17 protein-coding genes are annotated in these 16,336 nt (G+C 53.7%); 8 read left to right on the plus strand and 9 right to left on the minus strand.

Annotation, left to right across the window (positions count from 1 at the left end; genetic code table 11):
• From BXP70_RS17175 to BXP70_RS17195, 5 genes are all read right to left on the minus strand, one after another.
• Window positions 1–1,293 (minus strand): TolC family protein, encoded by a 1,293-nt coding sequence (locus BXP70_RS17175; protein ID WP_086595340.1) that lies wholly within the window; start codon window positions 1,291–1,293, stop codon window positions 1–3.
• 295 nt (window positions 1,294–1,588) lie between these two features.
• On the minus strand, window positions 1,589–2,692 hold the full coding sequence (locus BXP70_RS17180; RefSeq protein WP_245849664.1) for an efflux RND transporter periplasmic adaptor subunit: 1,104 nt from the start codon (window positions 2,690–2,692) through the stop codon (window positions 1,589–1,591).
• Window positions 2,693–2,904: 212 nt separating this feature from the next.
• Entirely contained in the window at window positions 2,905–4,260 is a 1,356-nt protein-coding gene (locus BXP70_RS17185; protein ID WP_086595341.1) for a sensor histidine kinase, read from the minus strand.
• A gap of 76 nt (window positions 4,261–4,336) precedes the next feature.
• Window positions 4,337–5,014: a response regulator transcription factor gene (locus BXP70_RS17190; RefSeq protein ID WP_086595342.1), complete on the minus strand. Its 678-nt coding sequence runs from the start codon at window positions 5,012–5,014 to the stop codon at window positions 4,337–4,339.
• Between the two features lie 150 nt (window positions 5,015–5,164).
• A complete protein-coding gene (locus BXP70_RS17195; protein WP_086595343.1) occupies window positions 5,165–5,503 on the minus strand; it encodes a tetratricopeptide repeat protein in 339 nt (112 codons plus the stop codon).
• Window positions 5,504–5,578: 75 nt separating this feature from the next.
• On the opposite strand from BXP70_RS17195, the gene BXP70_RS17200 reads away from it, so the two are divergent.
• The 4 genes from BXP70_RS17200 to BXP70_RS17215 all read left to right on the plus strand — a co-directional run bounded on the left by BXP70_RS17200 (window position 5,579) and on the right by BXP70_RS17215 (window position 8,845).
• Window positions 5,579–6,319: an electron transfer flavoprotein subunit beta/FixA family protein gene (locus BXP70_RS17200; protein WP_086595344.1), complete on the plus strand. Its 741-nt coding sequence runs from the start codon at window positions 5,579–5,581 to the stop codon at window positions 6,317–6,319.
• 114 nt (window positions 6,320–6,433) lie between these two features.
• Window positions 6,434–7,411: an electron transfer flavoprotein subunit alpha/FixB family protein gene (locus BXP70_RS17205; RefSeq protein WP_086595345.1), complete on the plus strand. Its 978-nt coding sequence runs from the start codon at window positions 6,434–6,436 to the stop codon at window positions 7,409–7,411.
• Between the two features lie 122 nt (window positions 7,412–7,533).
• Complete coding sequence (locus BXP70_RS17210) at window positions 7,534–8,160, plus strand: bifunctional nuclease family protein (RefSeq protein ID WP_086595346.1); 627 nt, start codon at window positions 7,534–7,536, stop codon at window positions 8,158–8,160.
• 151 nt (window positions 8,161–8,311) lie between these two features.
• Window positions 8,312–8,845 carry a YfiT family bacillithiol transferase gene (locus BXP70_RS17215; protein WP_086595347.1) on the plus strand — a complete coding sequence of 178 codons (534 nt, stop codon included), beginning with the start codon at window positions 8,312–8,314 and terminating at the stop codon, window positions 8,843–8,845.
• Window positions 8,846–8,915: 70 nt separating this feature from the next.
• On the opposite strand, the gene BXP70_RS17220 is transcribed toward BXP70_RS17215, so the two are convergent.
• Both BXP70_RS17220 and BXP70_RS17225 read right to left on the minus strand, forming a co-directional pair.
• Entirely contained in the window at window positions 8,916–9,722 is an 807-nt protein-coding gene (locus tag BXP70_RS17220; protein WP_086595348.1) for an ABC transporter ATP-binding protein, read from the minus strand.
• Between the two features lie 80 nt (window positions 9,723–9,802).
• The gene (locus BXP70_RS17225) at window positions 9,803–10,534 is read right to left on the minus strand and encodes an MlaE family ABC transporter permease (RefSeq protein WP_086595349.1); all 732 of its coding nucleotides are present in this window, start codon (window positions 10,532–10,534) and stop codon (window positions 9,803–9,805) included.
• A 115-nt stretch (window positions 10,535–10,649) separates the two neighbouring features.
• Between BXP70_RS17225 and BXP70_RS17230 the strand changes: the two genes are divergently transcribed.
• Window positions 10,650–11,363: an SDR family oxidoreductase gene (locus BXP70_RS17230; protein WP_086595350.1), complete on the plus strand. Its 714-nt coding sequence runs from the start codon at window positions 10,650–10,652 to the stop codon at window positions 11,361–11,363.
• A 90-nt stretch (window positions 11,364–11,453) separates the two neighbouring features.
• On the opposite strand, the gene BXP70_RS17235 is transcribed toward BXP70_RS17230, so the two are convergent.
• Window positions 11,454–12,581 carry an acyltransferase family protein gene (locus BXP70_RS17235; protein WP_086595351.1) on the minus strand — a complete coding sequence of 376 codons (1,128 nt, stop codon included), beginning with the start codon at window positions 12,579–12,581 and terminating at the stop codon, window positions 11,454–11,456.
• 690 nt (window positions 12,582–13,271) lie between these two features.
• Window positions 13,272–13,919, minus strand: a complete 648-nt coding sequence (locus BXP70_RS17240) for a head GIN domain-containing protein (protein WP_179197729.1) — start codon at window positions 13,917–13,919, stop codon at window positions 13,272–13,274.
• Window positions 13,920–14,054: 135 nt separating this feature from the next.
• On the opposite strand from BXP70_RS17240, the gene BXP70_RS17245 reads away from it, so the two are divergent.
• The 3 genes from BXP70_RS17245 to gldA are packed head-to-tail and all read left to right on the plus strand — an operon-like array spanning window position 14,055 to window position 16,292.
• Window positions 14,055–14,747, plus strand: a complete 693-nt coding sequence (locus BXP70_RS17245) for an SDR family oxidoreductase (protein WP_086595353.1) — start codon at window positions 14,055–14,057, stop codon at window positions 14,745–14,747.
• A 12-nt stretch (window positions 14,748–14,759) separates the two neighbouring features.
• Window positions 14,760–15,335: a GNAT family N-acetyltransferase gene (locus tag BXP70_RS17250; RefSeq protein WP_086595354.1), complete on the plus strand. Its 576-nt coding sequence runs from the start codon at window positions 14,760–14,762 to the stop codon at window positions 15,333–15,335.
• Between the two features lie 48 nt (window positions 15,336–15,383).
• Window positions 15,384–16,292 carry a gliding motility-associated ABC transporter ATP-binding subunit GldA gene (gene gldA / locus BXP70_RS17255; RefSeq protein ID WP_086595355.1) on the plus strand — a complete coding sequence of 303 codons (909 nt, stop codon included), beginning with the start codon at window positions 15,384–15,386 and terminating at the stop codon, window positions 16,290–16,292.
• The last annotated feature ends 44 nt before the right edge of the window (window positions 16,293–16,336 follow it).

Raw genomic sequence — 16,336 nt, forward strand, 5'->3', positions numbered from 1 at the left:
TTATTCAGCCCTGAAAATGGGGCGGCCCACAGAGAAATTAAGCTGCTCGAAGGCTCGCATGCGGTTGGAGCGCAGCTGGTTAAGCAGTACTAAGTTGTTCTTGTAGCTTTCGTAAAAGTCCAAGAACTCCACAATGGTGATGTTGCGCTTGGCGTAGCTCTGCTCAATTCCCGTAATGAGGCGATCGAAGTCTCCGGTTGAGCGGTTGGTATTCTGATAGAGTTCGTTGGTTTGCTGCGTGAGGCGGTAAGCTTCCTGCACGTCGTTCTGCACGATAAGCTGTTGCTGGTTTAGCTGAGCCTTGCTGCTTTCAATCTGCGCCTGCGCCGAGCGGATGTTGCCTTGGTTGCGGTTGAAGATTGGAACGGCAATACCTAGGGTCAGGGCGTTGTAGTTCTGGATGTAGCTGCCAGCGCGGTCGTAGACGTAGCCCACAGCTAGGTCGGGGGCCGCAATGGCGCGTTGCAAGCGCAGGTTTTGGTTTTGCTGCTCCACATCGGCCTGCCGGGCACGTAGGTCGGCGCGCGCAATCTGGGCGGTATCAGCTAGCTGCTCCACCGAGTAAGAACCGACACCTAGGCCTTGTAAGCGGCTCGGATCGGCCTGGGGCCGGTAGTACGTGCCGGCGTTATCCCGAATCAGCACCCGTAGGTCTGCTTCTTGGCCGGCAATATCCGTAAGTAGGCCTTGGCGCTCGTTTTCCAGCTGAAACAAAAAGGCTTTCAAGCGAATCACTTCTTTCAGGGCAATGTTGCCCTTGTCATACTGGCCTTGGTACTGAGCTACCGTGCGGCGGAAGGAGTTGATTTCTCGATCGTAAGCACCTACGGTTTGCTGTTTGAAGAACAGATCGTAGAAGGTAGTGCGAAGCTGGTAGCGCAGATTGCGCTGCAAGTCTTGGAAATTAAACTGCTCAACCAAAGCGTTTTGCTGCGCTACGCGGCCAGCCGCTTTACGCCGACCCGCAATCGAGAACAGCTGTTGCACCTGCACAATGCTCTCGCCGCTTTTCGTCATGTCGAAATGCTTGCCCGTGGTGGGGTTGTAGGTGTTCTGTTCCAGCGAGATGGTCGGGTTGTCCCACAGCTTGGCCTGCTGAATCTGGGCTTCGGCCGCCGTCACGTTGTACTGCTGAGCGAGCAGAGAGAAGTTATTCTGCACGAAGCGCTGCTCGGCTTGCGGTAGCGTGAGCTGCACTGTATCGGCGAGCGCACTGGGCGCTGGAGTGGCTGCCGCTTGGGCGGTGCCAGCTAGCAGCGATAGAGAAATCAGGAACAAAAATAGGCGTTGCATATCCGATGAAGCGTTTGGATATGCAAGTGTACGACCACCGTATTAGGGACGTATTAGAGGTAGATTAGAGCCAGATTAGAAATGACAATTTCTTATAAAAACCTCGTTTAAACCCTAGAAATAGTGTTTTATGCGTTGATGTTTTTTAGAAATAGTCAAAAAAATAGTGTGTTTGCCTTCGTGAGGGTATACGGTGTTAGGGCTGACCTAGGAAGAGCTAGCTGCCAGAAAACAAGAATACCCGGACGATGAAGTCTAGGCATTCCGGGTAACAAGTAGCTGCGATGGGCGAGCGTTAGTCGTTTAGCTCCTTATAGAGCAACAGTTGATCTTGAGCAACCACTCGCTCGCCATCCTGCAAACCCGACGAGACGTAGCTCGTAGTGCCCACGGTTTTGAGGATCGAGACTTCACGCGTTTCAATGTGTTTAGGGTCTTTGAACACGAGCACAAAGTTGCGGTCGTTGTGAAAAACCAGGTTTTTGTGCGCTACCGCTACGTGTCGTTGGTTTTCGACATTGGATACGTTTACGCGGGCGTGCATACCAGGCTTAAGCAGGTAGCCGGAGTTATCGAGGCGTACACGCACCTTCATCACTTTGCTCTCCGGGTCGAGCATGTTAAAGATCTTGTCGATGCGGCCGCTGAAGTGCTTGTCGGGGTAGCTCAGCGTCGTTACGTCGGCGGCATGGCCTACCTGCACATGGGCAATGTCGGCTTGGAAAACGTCGGCTAGCACCCAAACCGTACTCAAGTTCGAAATCGTGAACAGATTATCGACGTTGTCAGCGTTGAACTGCATGCGGTCGGTGACGTTCTTCTCGGTGATGAAGCCGGAGATGGGTGCGCGCAAAGTGTAGGTGCCGTCGGCCGATACGCCGTACACACTCAACTGCTTACGGTTCTTGCCGGCATTCGCTTGCGCTTTGCGCAACTCTTGGCGGGCGGTCAACACGTCGCGCTCCGCAGCTAGGCCGCTGCCGAATAGGTCCTCCGTCACTTGCAAGTTCTTACGGGCAATAGCTAGGTCGGAACCGGCAGCGGAGCTTTGGTTTTGCAGGTCGGCAATCTCGCCGCTCCTAATGGTAGCTAGCACTTGACCCTTCTCCACATGGTCGCCAAGGCTCACGCGTACGGCTTCCACCACGCCGCCAACCAGCGGGTACACCTGCACCGTTTTATCGAGGTTGGTGCTCACGCGTCCAGTTAGCTTCACTTCGCTACGAACTGCCTCCGTTCGGGCGGTGTCTAGTGTAAGATTGCGCAGCATATGGGGATGCAGCGCCGACCGCTCGGGTGTTTTGGTGACTAGCTCAGTAGCCTCTTCCGAGCAACTCGTGAAAGTGCAGGTGGCAAAAGCTGCCACAACAGCAGAAGTAATACGGATAGTACGTAGCACAGGTAGATTCTAGAGGTGATATGCAATGCTACGAGCCCGAAGTTAGAGGTAGGTTAGAGACGCATTAGAAACAGATTAGAAGTGGCCATATTGAATTGTTTTATTATAATAAGGATAATAATTATGAGATATGTTATAGTTAAAGGTAAAGTATAGCGGCATTTTTCATCCAATTTTCAGGAAGCTATACCTAGGTAAATCAGTGAGAAGGGCTACAACTTGAACGTTACAGCCGCTATGGTGCCCTCGTTTAGCTGCGAAGTAACGGTGAGTTTACCGCCATGCAACTCGATGATTTTCTTAGAGAGTGGTAAGCCCACACCATGCCCTATAACACCCCTAGCATTGCTAGCGCGGAAGAACGGTTGGAAAATACCCGATAGGTCTTTCTCCGAAATGCCAATACCATGATCCTCGATCAGGATATAAACGAAGCCTTCGGCGTACTCAAAGTGCACTTCCACGGGCTTGTCTCCGGAATACTTCAGGGCATTATCAAATAAGTTTGCCAACGCCCGGCTCAACAGCTGGCGATTACCTGAAATCTCCAGTTGGGTAGAATCAGGAGGCAGCGAGTCAAGGGTAATATGGATGCGCCGACGCTGGTCAGGGGCTACAGCTTCGCGCGCTTCCCAGAGCAACTCGTCCAAGCGGATTTCGTCGCCCGTCATGGTACCCGTGTTGGCCTGCGTAAATTCCAGTAGGTTGTTTATTAAGGTTTTAAGCTGCTGTAGCTCCGTTAATACAGAACTCAACGCCTCGCGATAAGCAACAGGCTCCCGGTCGCGGGCAAGGAGCACTTGCAGCTCGCCAATAGTAGCGGTGAGCGGCGTGCGTAGCTCATGTGAGGCATTGCTGACAAATGTGCGCTGGCCCTCGAAGCTTTCCTCCAAGCGCTCCAACATACGGTTGAAGGTGCGGGCGAGGCGCGTAATCTCGTCCTTGTCGCTACGGCCTTCTTTCACGCGCAGGTGTAAGTCGCGCGCCGTGATGCGGTCTACTTGGTCGTTAACGGCGGCAATAGGGGCGAGGGCCCGGCCAGCAAACAAACGACCCGCGACGTAAATCACTACCAAGCTCCCAAAAAAGACCAAAGCGAGCATAGAAGCTAGGTGTTCCATGCGGGCCTGCCCCGAGCGATTTTCGGCGGCGGCTACAATCACGAAGTCGCCCTGGTTATCATGGTAGAACAAGCCGATAGCTTGGCGCGCACCTAGCGTGAAGTAGAGTTCCTTTTCGGCAATGATGCGTACCAGCAGTGAATCGGAAAGGTGAAGGCGCGCATCCTCTTTGATGAAGCGCGGGTTCAGGTGGGAGTCATAGATCTGAAGCACTTCGTCGTTGAGCGTGCGCAGGTAGCGCTGACGGAAGTTGCTGAAAGCCGACTCGTGCAATTCGTCCTGCTCCAGAAATACGTAGCCCGTTACTTCGGCTCGGTCGCGCAGCCGTTGGTGAAATTCTTGCCGTGTATACTGCGCGTGCAGCAGAAAAGTAACGGATAAGGCTCCGAATAGAATAATGCCCACCAATCCTAAAAATAGCAGGGTGAGACGGTTGCGAATAGTCATATAATATGGCTAGGTGCTTGGAGCTAGCGAAGAGTCACTTGCCTATGTGCTCTAACCTAGGGGCGAAGTTCTAAATTCAATCTTCTTCCCGCATGACGTAGCCCATGCCGACAACAGTATGGATCAGCTTCTTGGAGAAGCCCTTATCTATTTTGTTGCGCAAGTAATTAACGTATACATCAATCACATTAGAGCCAGAGTCGAACGCTTCTTCCCAGGAGTTTTCGGCAATTTCGGCGCGGCTCAGTACCCGTCCTTTGTGGCGCATGAATAGCTCCAAGAGCCCAAACTCCCGGGCGGTGAGTTTGAGCGGCTGACCACCGCGGGTTACTGTTTTGGCGGCTGTGTCGAGGGTGAGGTCGGCGAGGGTAAGCAGGGCACCTTTCTTTTCGGTGCCGCGGCGGCGCGTAAGGGCCCGCACGCGGGCGAGGAGCTCCTGAAAATCGAAAGGCTTGACCAAGTAGTCGTCGGCACCGCCATCGAAGCCTTGTAGCTTGTCGGTGGTGGTACCTAGGGCCGTCAGCATCAGAATAGGCACTTGTTGATCTTGGGCGCGCACGGCGCGGAGCACCTCGAGGCCGCTCATATTGGGCAGAATCACATCCAAGATGATCAGCTCGTAGTCGTGGGTAAGCGCTAGCTGCCGCCCAAAATGACCGTCGTAGGCTACCTCAACTTCGTAGTTCTCTTCCTCCAGGCCGCGACGGATAAAGGCAGATACTTTCGGTTCATCTTCAACAAGTAAGATCTTCATTGCGCGAATGTGCTGACAAGATGATGAAGCGGTGATGTAAGGATGTGCCACGGCGTGGTCGTCGTTGCGCATCCCAGAAGAGATGAGAGGAAGTTGAATAAAGCAATAGATGCCTCAAAAGAGGAAGGCGCCACGGCGTGTTTCTACTCCTTAATCATCTTCGTAATCGAGACCTAGGAACTGATTGAGGGCTTGTTGTAGCTCGCTAGCGGCGTGCATTTGCCCAGCTCGGCGGCTTACTTGTAGGCCCTTTCGGTAAACTTTTTCGGCTTCTTCGGCATTATTCAATTGCTCTAGCAGCTTGCCCGCGTGATAATACGTACCCACGTAGTCAGGGTGTTCGTCGAGCAGCTTCTGGTAAAATTCCATGGCGCGCTGCGGTTCCGTAGCGCGGTATTCGGTGGCCAACGCGTAGATCGTGAAGGCATCGTTGGGGTCTTCGGCGTAGAAGGCCAGAAGCTGTTGCAGACGAGTTGGAGCGGTTTCCATAAGGAAGGTAGATTTCTGTATCTTCGCCCGAAAGTAGGGGGTTTCCCTAGTATTTGTTCATTCAAGCAGCCGTAGATGAAGTTTCTCGTTTGCATTAGCAACGTGCCTGACACGACCACCAAAATAACCTTCACTCCTGATAACAAGGAGTTTAACAAGGCAGGGGTGCAATTCGTGATTAACCCCTGGGACGAATACGCCCTCACCCGCGCCATTGAGCTGAAAGAGGCTCAGGGTAGTGGTACCGTCACGGTAATCAACGTGGGTGAAGCCGATACGGAACCCAATATTCGCAAAGCTCTAGCCATTGGCGCCGACGACGCCATTCGCGTAAATGCCAAGCCAACCGATGCGTTTTTCGTGGCCGAGCAGATTGCAAGCGTAGCGAAAGAAGGCGCCTACGACGTGATTTTGATGGGCAAGGAAAGCATTGATTACAATGGTTTTCAGGTACATGGCATGGTAGGCGAGCTGCTCGGCATCCCGACTGTAGCCCCAGCCATGAAGCTCGATATGAGCGGCAATACAGCCACCCTAGAGCGTGAAATCGAAGGCGGTAAAGAAATAGTAGAAGTAAATACGCCTTTTGTCGCCTCGTGCCAGCAGCCCATGTGCGAGCCCCGCATCCCAAACATGCGCGGCATCATGACGGCCCGTACCAAGCCGTTGAAAGTAGTGGGACCCGTAGGTTCTGGTGCCCGCACGGAAGTAGCCGAATATGCGCTGCCGCCTAAAAAGCAGGGAGTAAAGCTCATCCCCGCCGAAAGTGCCGGCGAGCTGATCAAACTGCTGCGCAACGAAGCAAAGGTCATTTAGTTATAGAGCTTAGAGCATAGAACGTAGAGCGTAGGCTATGGTTGGCTAAGCTCTTGGTTCTCAATGCATAGAAGTCTAAGTTCTAAGTTCTAAAATCTAAGTTCTGAAAGAAAAATGTCTGTTTTAGTTGTAGTTGAATGTGATAATGGCGAGGTGAAAAAATCTTCGCTGGAAGTGGCTTCTTACGGCAGCCAGGTAGCACAGCTGCTCGGCACGACGGCTACGGCCATTGCAGTAGGCGTAGCAACCGAGGCCAACCTAGCTCAGCTAGGTGAGCAGGGTATCAGCAACGTGCTGTATGACGCAGAGCCGCGTTTGAAAGACTTCGTGAACGGGGCGTATACCAAGCTCATTGCTGCTGCTGCTGAGAAAGAGCAAGCGCAAGTGATTGTGCTAGCTAACTCCAACATTGGCGCGGCCGTGGGGTCTCGCTTGTCGATACGCCTGAAAGCTAGCCTTGCTACCAACGTAGTTGAGCTGCCCAAGGTAGATGGCGGAAAGTTCACGGTGCGCCGTGGAGCTTATTCGGGTAAAGCGCTGGCCGACGTGGTGTTGACGGGGGACCGGAAAATCATTGCCGTGAAGAAGAACTCCATTGAGGCCTTGCACAATGCTGGTCAGACGGCTACGGTAGAGCAGTTCTCGGCTCAGCTCAGCGACGCTGACTTCGCCGACGCACCCAAGCAGGTCGTCATGCAGGAGCAAGCAGGTGGGGTGCTGCTCCCCGAAGCCGATAAGGTGGTATCGGGCGGGCGCGGTATGAAAGGTCCCGAGCACTGGAGCTTGATTGAAGACCTCGCTAAGGCGCTGCACGCGGCTACGGCTTGCTCCAAGCCCGTATCCGATGCTGATTGGCGTCCGCACCACGAACACGTAGGACAAACGGGTATCACCGTGTCGCCGAACTTGTACATTGCTTGTGGCATTTCGGGCGCAATTCAACATCTAGCGGGCGTAAACTCGTCGAAAGTAATTGTCGTAATCAACAAAGATCCGGAGGCTCCCTTCTTCAAGGCAGCCGATTATGGCATCGTTGGCGACGTATTCGACGTATTGCCAAAACTGACCCAGGCCGTGAAGGAGCTAGGGTAATTTATTGTCGGAAGTGTGCTCTAATATGCTGATTTATATTAGATTGGTGTAGTAGAGAAAACACTGGCATCCTAGCGTATTCCTTCCCCACAGCACATCAAAAATCAGCACATCCGCAGCTTGTGAAGAAAATCCAGCTCGAAATACTAGGCTTATCATCCAGCCAGTCGCAGTCCGGCTCCTTTGCCCTTATCCTAGGCGAAAAGACCGGCAACCGCCGCTTGCCCATCATCATCGGCATGTTCGAGGCGCAGAGTATTGCCATTCAGATTGAAAAAATCAGTCCGAACCGACCTCTGACGCACGACTTATTTAAATCCTTCGCCGAGCATGTGCACGTGACCATTCTGGAAGTGCTTATCTCGGACCTGAAAGAGGGAGTATTCTATTCCAAAATCGTCTGCTCGGATGGGGCTACTACCTTCGAGCTCGACGCTCGTCCCTCGGATGCCATTGCCATCGGCCTGCGGTTCGGAGTACCGATTTTCACGGTAGAAAGTGTGCTGAGCGAAGCGGGCATCATCCTGAGTGACCTAGACGAAAACGTCGACGACACGGACGACGAGGATGACCAGGACCAGGACGAAGAGGATAGCGACAAACCCGTTCCGTCCCGGGCCGAGCCACGTGAGCCATCGGGGCAGGCCTCGTTGGACGAGCTAACGAAAATGCTGGCGCAAGCCCTCGAAAAAGAAGATTACGAGAAGGCTGCTAAGATCCGTGATGAGCTAAATAAGCGCAACGGTTAAGTGAGAGTTACTAAATAAAAGCAGAAAGGCTGCTCCCAGACGGAGCAGCCTTTCTGCTTTTAACATGCTCTAGATAGGCTACATCGGGTAGAAGGGGCAAGAGAAAGTAGGAAATGCTTACTTGCGCAAGTACTACCAATAGCCTGCTTTTATGGAAACTTCGCCAGTCGATCTTCGCTACCCAATAGGCCAGCCTGAAATTCCAACAGAACCCTTGAGCAATGCGGAACGGGCAGCGTACATCCGGCAACTAGCGGAATTGCCTTCGCAACTCACCGCGGCTGCCCGCCGGGTAGGAGGTATCCGGTTGCAAGATCCGTATCGGCCTGGGGGCTGGAATGGCCGGCAAGTAATTCATCACCTTGCCGACTCTCACCTGAACAGTTACACTCGTTTTAAGCTAGCTCTCACCGAAGATAATCCAACGATCCGACCCTACGATGAGCAGGCGTGGGCCGAGCTACCTGACGTCGAAGCAACGCCCATCACGGTGTCGCTGGCGTTGCTGGAAGCCTTGCATACCCGGTGGACCAACTTGCTCGCAAACCTAGGAGAGGAGCACTGGCAGCGCACGTTTTATCATCCAGAAACCAAACGCGTAACCACGCTCGATCAGGCTCTGGTGTTGTACGCTTGGCACGGCCGACATCACTTAGCGCAGGTTGAGAGCTTGTACCAAGCATAAAAAGCGAGCCGCTACTCCTGGAAGTAGCGGCTCGCTTTTTATGCTTGGTATCTACCTCTACCTAGGTAGCTTAAGACTGCGGCTGAGGGTCTTCGGCCAGAATGGCTTCGAGGCCACCTTCGTCGTCGACGCGCTTGGCAGCGCGTACCAAGCTGCTGCTGAAGATAAACTCTTTAAGCTCGGGTACTTGAGCGTTCAAGATTTCGTCTTTGGTGCCATCCCAGAGCTTAAGCCCTTTGTGCAGAAAGATGATGTGGTCCCCAATTTCCACCACCGAGTTCATATCGTGGGTGATGATGGCTGTGGTGATGTTGTATTCGTGCGTGATTTCGTGAATCAGCTCATCAATTTTGATACTGGTAAGCGGGTCGAGGCCAGAGTTTGGTTCGTCGCAAAACAGGTACGTACAGTTAGGGGCAATGGCGCGGGCAATACCAACGCGCTTCTTCATACCACCCGAAATTTCGGAGGGCATTTTGTTACCAGCATTTTCCAAGCCTACGCGCTTAAGGCAGAACTCTACCCGGTCGCGGCGCTCCTCCTTGGTCATTTCAGGGGTGAGCATCTTCAGCGGAAATTCCGTGTTTTCGAACACCGTCATGGAGTCGAAGAGGGCAGAGCCCTGGAACAGCATGCCAATTTTGCGGCGGATTTCCTGCCGGACACCCACTTTGTTGTTTGTGAACACGGTGCCATCGAAGGTGATGCTGCCGATATCGGGTTTCATCAAGCCCACAATACATTGAAGCAGTACGCTTTTACCTGTACCCGAACCACCTAGCAGTAGGTTGCATTTGCCCGTTTCGAACGTGCACGTGATGCCTTTTAGCACAGCGTTGCCATCGAAGGCTTTTTGTATGTTATGAATCTCAATCATTGGAAGAGGTGCTTAATCAGGAAAGCTTGCTGCTTGACGATCTTACGAGCGAACGTGCTAAAGCTGGCAAGCAATAAGGTTTACAACAGGATGGCAGCCAGGACGAAATCTGCTAACAGGATAGCAATGATAGAGTTATTAACGGCAGCCGTGCTAGCCGACCCTACTTCCAAAGCGCCACCCGTCGTGAAGTAGCCTTTGTAAGCCGAAATCGCAGATACTAGGAAGGCAAACACAACCGATTTGATCAGCGCGAACAGAATGTTGTAAGGAATAAAGTCTGTCCGAATACCTTCAATGTATTCTTGTGCGGAGATGGCGCCAGTAAGCGTACCTGCTAGGTAGCCTCCTAGAATGGAGAGAACCATAGCCAGAATAACTAGCATCGGGAACATCACAATGGAGGCCACGATCCGGGGGAAAACTAGGTAAGAAGCAGAGTTGATACCCATTACCTCCAGCGCTGCAACCTGTTCGGTGATGCGCATGGTACCTAGGCCGCCTGCAATGCTAGAACCTACCTTGCCTGCTAGCACAATGCTGGTAATGGTGGGAGCAAGCTCCAAAATTGTCATCTCGCGTACCATATACCCAATAGTGGATTTTGGGATAAGGGGGTTGACAAGGTTATAGGAAATCTGAACGCACGTAACTGCCCCGATAAAGGCGCTGACGATAGCAACGATAAAAACAGAATTGACACCGATAATCACTGATTCGTCGATGGTGCGTTCGAATAGCGTCTTAAAGCGCTCTTTCCGCACCAGCATGCTTTGCAAAAAGAGAATAAACTCACCGAAGGTCTTAACCATAAAAGGCAGATTGAAAAGGAAAAACGAAAACTTGCGAGCTGCGTGAAATAAAGAGACGACGCAAGGCAGAACAGTTGCGCTTCCTTACGTAAAATCGGCGACAACAATCAACGAAATGCAAAAATTTATCATCATTACCGGCGGAACGAAGGGCATTGGGCGGGCCTTGGTGTGGCGCTTTGCCCAGGCGGGTTTTCCCGTCGTGACGTGCGCCCGCTCTACCACGGACCTAGCTAGCTTACAAACCGCGCTGAGCCAAGATGTTCCCGGCGCACAGCTGCACACCCTAACCGCCGACCTGAGCAAGGCCGAAGACACGCGGCGCTTTGCCACGTTTGTGCAAGAACTCGGTGGCGCGGTAGAAGTTTTGGTGCATAACACTGGCGCTTTCACACCCGGCCGTTTGCAAGACGAACCCCTCGATGGTAGTGCCCTGCGCGCCCTCATCGACGTGAACTTGTACAGTGCTTACGACCTGACGTTGCAGCTCCTGCCCGCTATGATTGAGCGCCGCCAGGGGCATATTTTTACGATGTGCTCGGTGGCCAGCATCCGTGCGTACCCGAGCGGGGGCTCCTATAGCATTGCCAAATTTGCGCTGCTAGGTCTGACCAAAGCCCTGCGCGAAGAGCTGAAGCCCCACAACCTGCGCGTAACGGCGGTGCTGCCAGGGGCGACGCTTACCGCCAGTTGGGAAGGTTCAGACTTCCCCGACGAACGGTTTATCAAAGCCCAGGATGTAGCCGAAGCCGTGTTTGCCGCTTATTCTTTATCGCCGCAGGCGGTGGTGGAGGAACTGCTGATCCGTCCGCAACTCGGCGACATCTAGGGAAGGTGCGAACAGACAGTCGCCGGTCGGAGCAAGGTATGCTGTTCCGGCCGGCGACTGTCTCTGTTTTAATAAGTACTTAGTAGCTAGCTAGGCTTGGCGAGGCGAGCTGAACGCTATCTGTACCTGAGGGATAGCCGATTCTTCTGCTTCTGCTTCGGCGCGCGGCGTGGGCAAAGCCAGCTTCAGGCGCAATACCTTTTTCTCCAGCAGATGCCAAGAGACTGCGCCGATGGCCCAGGCGATAGGAATGCTGAGTAGTGCTAACACCGGCTGCGAGGGATGTAGCAGGTGAACCAACGCTTGTTGTACTGGCCACCCCCAGATATACACCCCGTAGCTGATATCGCCGTAGCGGCGAATCCAACTCAGGGCAGGGTAGTTAGATTCGCCGAAGGCAATGACGAACACAGGCAACAGGAAAAACTGCGCTTGCTCGTAGCCCCCAAAATAAAGAACGGCTAGCAGGCCGAGGCCAGTGATCCAAACAGCCCAGGTACGCAGGCGCGCCTGACGTATCAACGACGGAAACAAGGCTAGCAGCCCCCCAGCTACGAAGTAAAGGCCTAGGAAGATAAGTTCCTCTGTGAGGAGGCCTAGCTCACGCGTGGGGTAATCGACGTGGCCCGTAAGCTGGAGCACTAGCAACCCCACGAAGGCAACGAGCATACTGCCACGCAGCCACGCCAACCGGTAGCGAATGAAGAATAAAGGCGTTAGCAGCAGGTAGAAAAAGAATTCGTAAGGCACCGTCCAGATCGAGCCGTTAATTTCGGTGGGGACGGGGTTAGCTGGAAACACACCTGCAATATTAATGTGAAGCCGCAGCACCAGGTTAAGCAGATACAGGTACAAAGAACGGTCGGCGAGATAGGCCCCTAGGTTCTTATCCGAGAAAAAGTAAGCGCCTATCATGGTGAGGCCTACCATCACCCATAAGGCGGGGAATACGCGAATAATGCGTTTGAAATAATACTCCTTCAGCGAAGAACTACGCAGTAAACTCTTGAGAATCAGGTAGCCCGAAATCACGAAAAAGCCCCAGAGACCTAGCTTTGAGAGCCGCAATTGCCCATGGGAGAACTGCCACAGGGGGTCGTGTTCGGGTATGCCAGTCAGGAAGTAGGAGTGGGTAATGAGTACGAGCGTGGCAAAGAGCAGGCGTAGAAAATCGAAGTTGTTTACGTGAGATGGGGCTTTGGATTCTTTTGCAGTCATAGCGAAGAGGGGAAGAACAGAGAGCAGGGTTACTGGTGAGCCGCGCCGTAAACCTAGCCGTGGTAAAAGGTCATCCCTTGAGCTATGGGGAGTAGCTAAAGTCTGGGTAGACGGGCTAGGCCAAGCGACCGGGAGCAAGCGCAGCCGTGTGCTAGCTTACCGATGACGCGGAGAGATGGCGCAGATAGGTACAGGCCTCCGGGGAGGTGCCCGAAGGAGGGTGCTTCACAGGTGGGAGTTCTACGGGAGAGAGCAGGGCAGAAAGTTGGAAGGCGCCAAAAGCGTCGTCACCACGGGCTGAAAACAGGCCCGTTATCTGCGTAGGCATCGTAAGAGCATACCTCAAAAACCCAGTGCACCACGTGCTCTGACCGATGCTGATCGGCTAATTTAATTTTTGAGTTTTACGCCCGTGTGGCACGATTCACAATGGAGTAGAACGGTTTAGGAGGGCGAAAGATATAAGCTAGTTGCCAGAGAGCCAATTTTTTATGAGAAAAATACTTTGGCTTATACTCCGCATCAGCGAATAGCTCAACCGTGGAGCACCGTAATTTTGGGTTCGGTGACAAGATGAATTCTGTGTAATCGTACCCAGAAAAAACTACCCGGAAGCTAGCTTCAGCATAGGCTTTTCAGGTTGGGAGGCGCAATGATGATGGCAAGCGAACAACGAGAGAAAGCCGGCTGCTAGTTGACTTTTTCTACCTTCCCATTTCCCGTTAGGGTAAGAGTAGGGCTACCGGAATAGTAAAGGGTGCCAGTGCCCGCATGCGTGCCCAATAGTGACTGCGATACTGTGACCCGTGCGTCGCCGTTGCTGCCTTTATTGGATTGGAAAAAAAGTGTAGGCGTCTGAAGGCCAGTAGCTCGCAAACTACCACTACCGCCCAAGGTGTAGTGCACCTCGTTAGCCTTGCCGTGCAGATCAATGTCGCCTAGCTCATAGGAATCGAGCCACAGGTACTTGCTGGTCACGTCGAGGTCGAAGTCGCCGGCGCCGACGAGGTGGCAAAAGAGGGTGTCGGCGCGGAAGTTATTGGAAGTGCGCACATTCCCCTGGCCCCGCAAAAACAAATCGGTGAGACGAGGGAGGTGTAAGGTGAGCTGGCGGGGCGTGTCGTACGTGCGGACCCAGTTGCAGCGACTGGTGTTGCGGATGGTGAGCTGCCCATCTCGTACGGTTAATTCGATGTCTTTCTGCAAGTTTTTGCCGGCTCGCACCTCTGCGTAGGTGGCCGTGTCTTGCACCAGCAGCACATCTACATTGTCGTAGGCCGTTACTACGTGGAAGGGAGCTAGCTCGCGGCGCTCGGTCACCACGTTGCCCGTACTCATCAGGCAATCGGTTTCGTGTCCTTCGCCGCAGCTACTTAGCAGCGGCAGAAACGCAGCCAGACTGATTATTCCGCGTAAAAGCGGTTGAGGGCCGCTAACTTGCGGCCAAACATTCCTCCAAAACATTACTTCAGCATGGATCTAACGGGCAAGATAGCTATAGTTACGGGCGTCAGTAAAGGAATTGGGCGGGCCACAGCCGAGGCGCTGCTTGCCAAAGGTGCCATCGTGGCCGGCTGGGGCCGCACGGCGCCCGAGGGCCTAACGCACGAGCGATTTCAGTTTTTTGAGTGCGATATCCGCAACGAAGTATCGGTGCAGGAAGCATACGTAGATACGCAGCGCGAGGTCGGAGCGGAAGTGCGGATCTTGGTTAATAACGCTGGCATCGGCAACATGGGTCCGGTAGATGGCTTCTCATCCGACGATTGGCATGCCATGTTTGATACCAACGTGCACGGGGTGTTCTACTGCACCAAAGTGGTGCTGCCACAGATGAAAAAGCAGGGCGAAGGACACATCATCAACGTAGCGTCGCTGGCGGGCACGGCAGGCAGCCCAAATATGGCCGGCTACTGCGCCACCAAGTTTGCGGTGCGTGGCTTCTCCGATGCTCTGTTCAAGGAAGTGCGGCAGGATGGCGTGCGCGTGACCTGCGTGATGCCCGGCTCGGTCGAAACTAACTTCAACGGCGCGGAGCCCGGCGCCGAACCCGACCCGCACAAGATGCAGCCCGAAGATATTGCCGCTACCATTGTGCACGCGTTGGAAGCGCCTAAAGCTACCATGCTGTCGGAAATCCAGATGCGCCCTTCGCAGCCAAAGTAGGACGAAGCGCAAATGGACTTCACCCTAGGTTCGCAGGCTGCCGATTATATCCTGCGCTTGGCTACCCCAAACGACGCGGCAGCTATGCTCGCCCTTTATGCCCCGTACATCACGGATACCACGATTACCCTAGAGTTTGAAGTGCCTACGCTCGCTGAATTTGCGGAGCGAATTCGGAAACTTCAAGGTGTATTACCGTGGTTAGTAGCAGAGCGCGATGGACAGCTGTTAGGGTATGCTTATGCCTCCCGGCACCGCGAACGGCTTGCTTATCAGTGGTCTGTAGAAACATCGGTATATGTGCATGCTGAGCATCACGGCACAGGAGTTGCGCGGCGGCTGTATAATCACCTGTTTGAGTTCTTACAACGGCAAGGTTATGTGAATGCTTACGCCGGTGTAATTGAGCCTAACCCTAGGAGTTTTGCATTTCATCACTCTTTGGGGTTTGAGCTGATCGGTACTTATCAACACGTAGCGTATAAATTTGGCAAGTGGCACACCTCCCAATGGCTAGCAAAGCAACTACTACCGCCACCAGCCGCACCCGTGCCACCAATACCTCTCGCTGAATTGCAACTGCTCTAACACGTATCTATTTTATTTTGGCAGTGGGTCATATCCGTTTCTTAATCAATGGTTGAAGTTCAGAATCTTACCAAAACATACGGAGCGCAAGCTGCCGTGAACAACATTAGCTTCACCGCGGGCAAGGGCGAAATTCTGGGCTTTCTGGGGCCGAACGGCGCGGGCAAGTCAACCACTATGAAGATTGCCACGGGCTACCTGCCACCTTCTATAGGCACAGTAAAGCTTGATGGATTTGATGTGACGGAGCAGCCGCTGGAAGTGCGGCGGCGGGTGGGCTACTTGCCCGAGCACAACCCGCTCTACCTAGATATGTACGTGCATGAGTACCTCGAATTCATTGGGTCGGTGCACGGCTTGCGCGGTGCTTCCCTGCAGCAGCGCGTGCAACAAATGGTTGAGCGGGTAGGGCTAGGTCGGGAGCAAAACAAGCTTATCGGCGCTTTATCGAAGGGCTACCGCCAGCGCGTGGGCCTGGCGCAAGCGCTGATTCACGACCCCGGTACGCTCATTCTTGACGAGCCCACCACGGGCCTCGACCCCAACCAGATTGGCGAAATCCGTAGCCTTATTCAGGAAATCGGCCGCGACAAGACCGTTATCTTCTCCACCCACATTTTGCCCGAAGTTACCGCGTTGTGCAGCCGCGTGGTCATCATCAACCGCGGCCAACTGGTAGCCGATAGTCCGGTTTCGGACCTAGGTGCTGGGGCGAAGGGCGAAACTATCATTCGCGCAGAGTTTGAGCAGGCTATTGATCCGGCGCCGTTGCTCGCTCTGCCCGGCATTACGGCCGTGGAGACCGAAACCGCTACCACATACCGCATCCGCGCCGCCGCCGGCACCGACCAGCGTGGTGCCATTTCGCGGCTGGCCGCGCAGCAAGGGTGGATCTTGCTAGGTTTGCGGCAGGAGGAACAGTCGTTGGAGCAGGTGTTTAAAAATCTGACAAACTAACTTTGAACGTTCCCCACTGTCTGTCGTGCTTCGGCAGGTACAGG

The organism is Hymenobacter crusticola, from assembly GCF_002154225.1.
In the GTDB taxonomy this organism is placed as follows: domain Bacteria; phylum Bacteroidota; class Bacteroidia; order Cytophagales; family Hymenobacteraceae; genus Hymenobacter; species Hymenobacter crusticola.

Coding starts and splice junctions, on each gene's coding strand:
- BXP70_RS17250 (WP_086595354.1), top strand. CDS start 14,760: ATGGACTTCACCCTAGGTTCGCAGGCTGCCGATTATATCCTGCGCTTG.
- gldA (WP_086595355.1), top strand. CDS start 15,384: ATGGTTGAAGTTCAGAATCTTACCAAAACATACGGAGCGCAAGCTGCC.
- BXP70_RS17195 (WP_086595343.1), bottom strand. CDS start 5,503: ATGGAAACCGCTCCAACTCGTCTGCAACAGCTTCTGGCCTTCTACGCC.
- BXP70_RS17245 (WP_086595353.1), top strand. CDS start 14,055: ATGGATCTAACGGGCAAGATAGCTATAGTTACGGGCGTCAGTAAAGGA.
- BXP70_RS17225 (WP_086595349.1), bottom strand. CDS start 10,534: ATGGTTAAGACCTTCGGTGAGTTTATTCTCTTTTTGCAAAGCATGCTG.
- BXP70_RS17215 (WP_086595347.1), top strand. CDS start 8,312: ATGGAAACTTCGCCAGTCGATCTTCGCTACCCAATAGGCCAGCCTGAA.
- BXP70_RS17185 (WP_086595341.1), bottom strand. CDS start 4,260: ATGACTATTCGCAACCGTCTCACCCTGCTATTTTTAGGATTGGTGGGC.
- BXP70_RS17235 (WP_086595351.1), bottom strand. CDS start 12,581: ATGACTGCAAAAGAATCCAAAGCCCCATCTCACGTAAACAACTTCGAT.
- BXP70_RS17205 (WP_086595345.1), top strand. CDS start 6,434: ATGTCTGTTTTAGTTGTAGTTGAATGTGATAATGGCGAGGTGAAAAAA.
- BXP70_RS17230 (WP_086595350.1), top strand. CDS start 10,650: ATGCAAAAATTTATCATCATTACCGGCGGAACGAAGGGCATTGGGCGG.
- BXP70_RS17175 (WP_086595340.1), bottom strand. CDS start 1,293: ATGCAACGCCTATTTTTGTTCCTGATTTCTCTATCGCTGCTAGCTGGC.
- BXP70_RS17220 (WP_086595348.1), bottom strand. CDS start 9,722: ATGATTGAGATTCATAACATACAAAAAGCCTTCGATGGCAACGCTGTG.
- BXP70_RS17200 (WP_086595344.1), top strand. CDS start 5,579: ATGAAGTTTCTCGTTTGCATTAGCAACGTGCCTGACACGACCACCAAA.
- BXP70_RS17190 (WP_086595342.1), bottom strand. CDS start 5,014: ATGAAGATCTTACTTGTTGAAGATGAACCGAAAGTATCTGCCTTTATC.
- BXP70_RS17240 (WP_179197729.1), bottom strand. CDS start 13,919: ATGAGTACGGGCAACGTGGTGACCGAGCGCCGCGAGCTAGCTCCCTTC.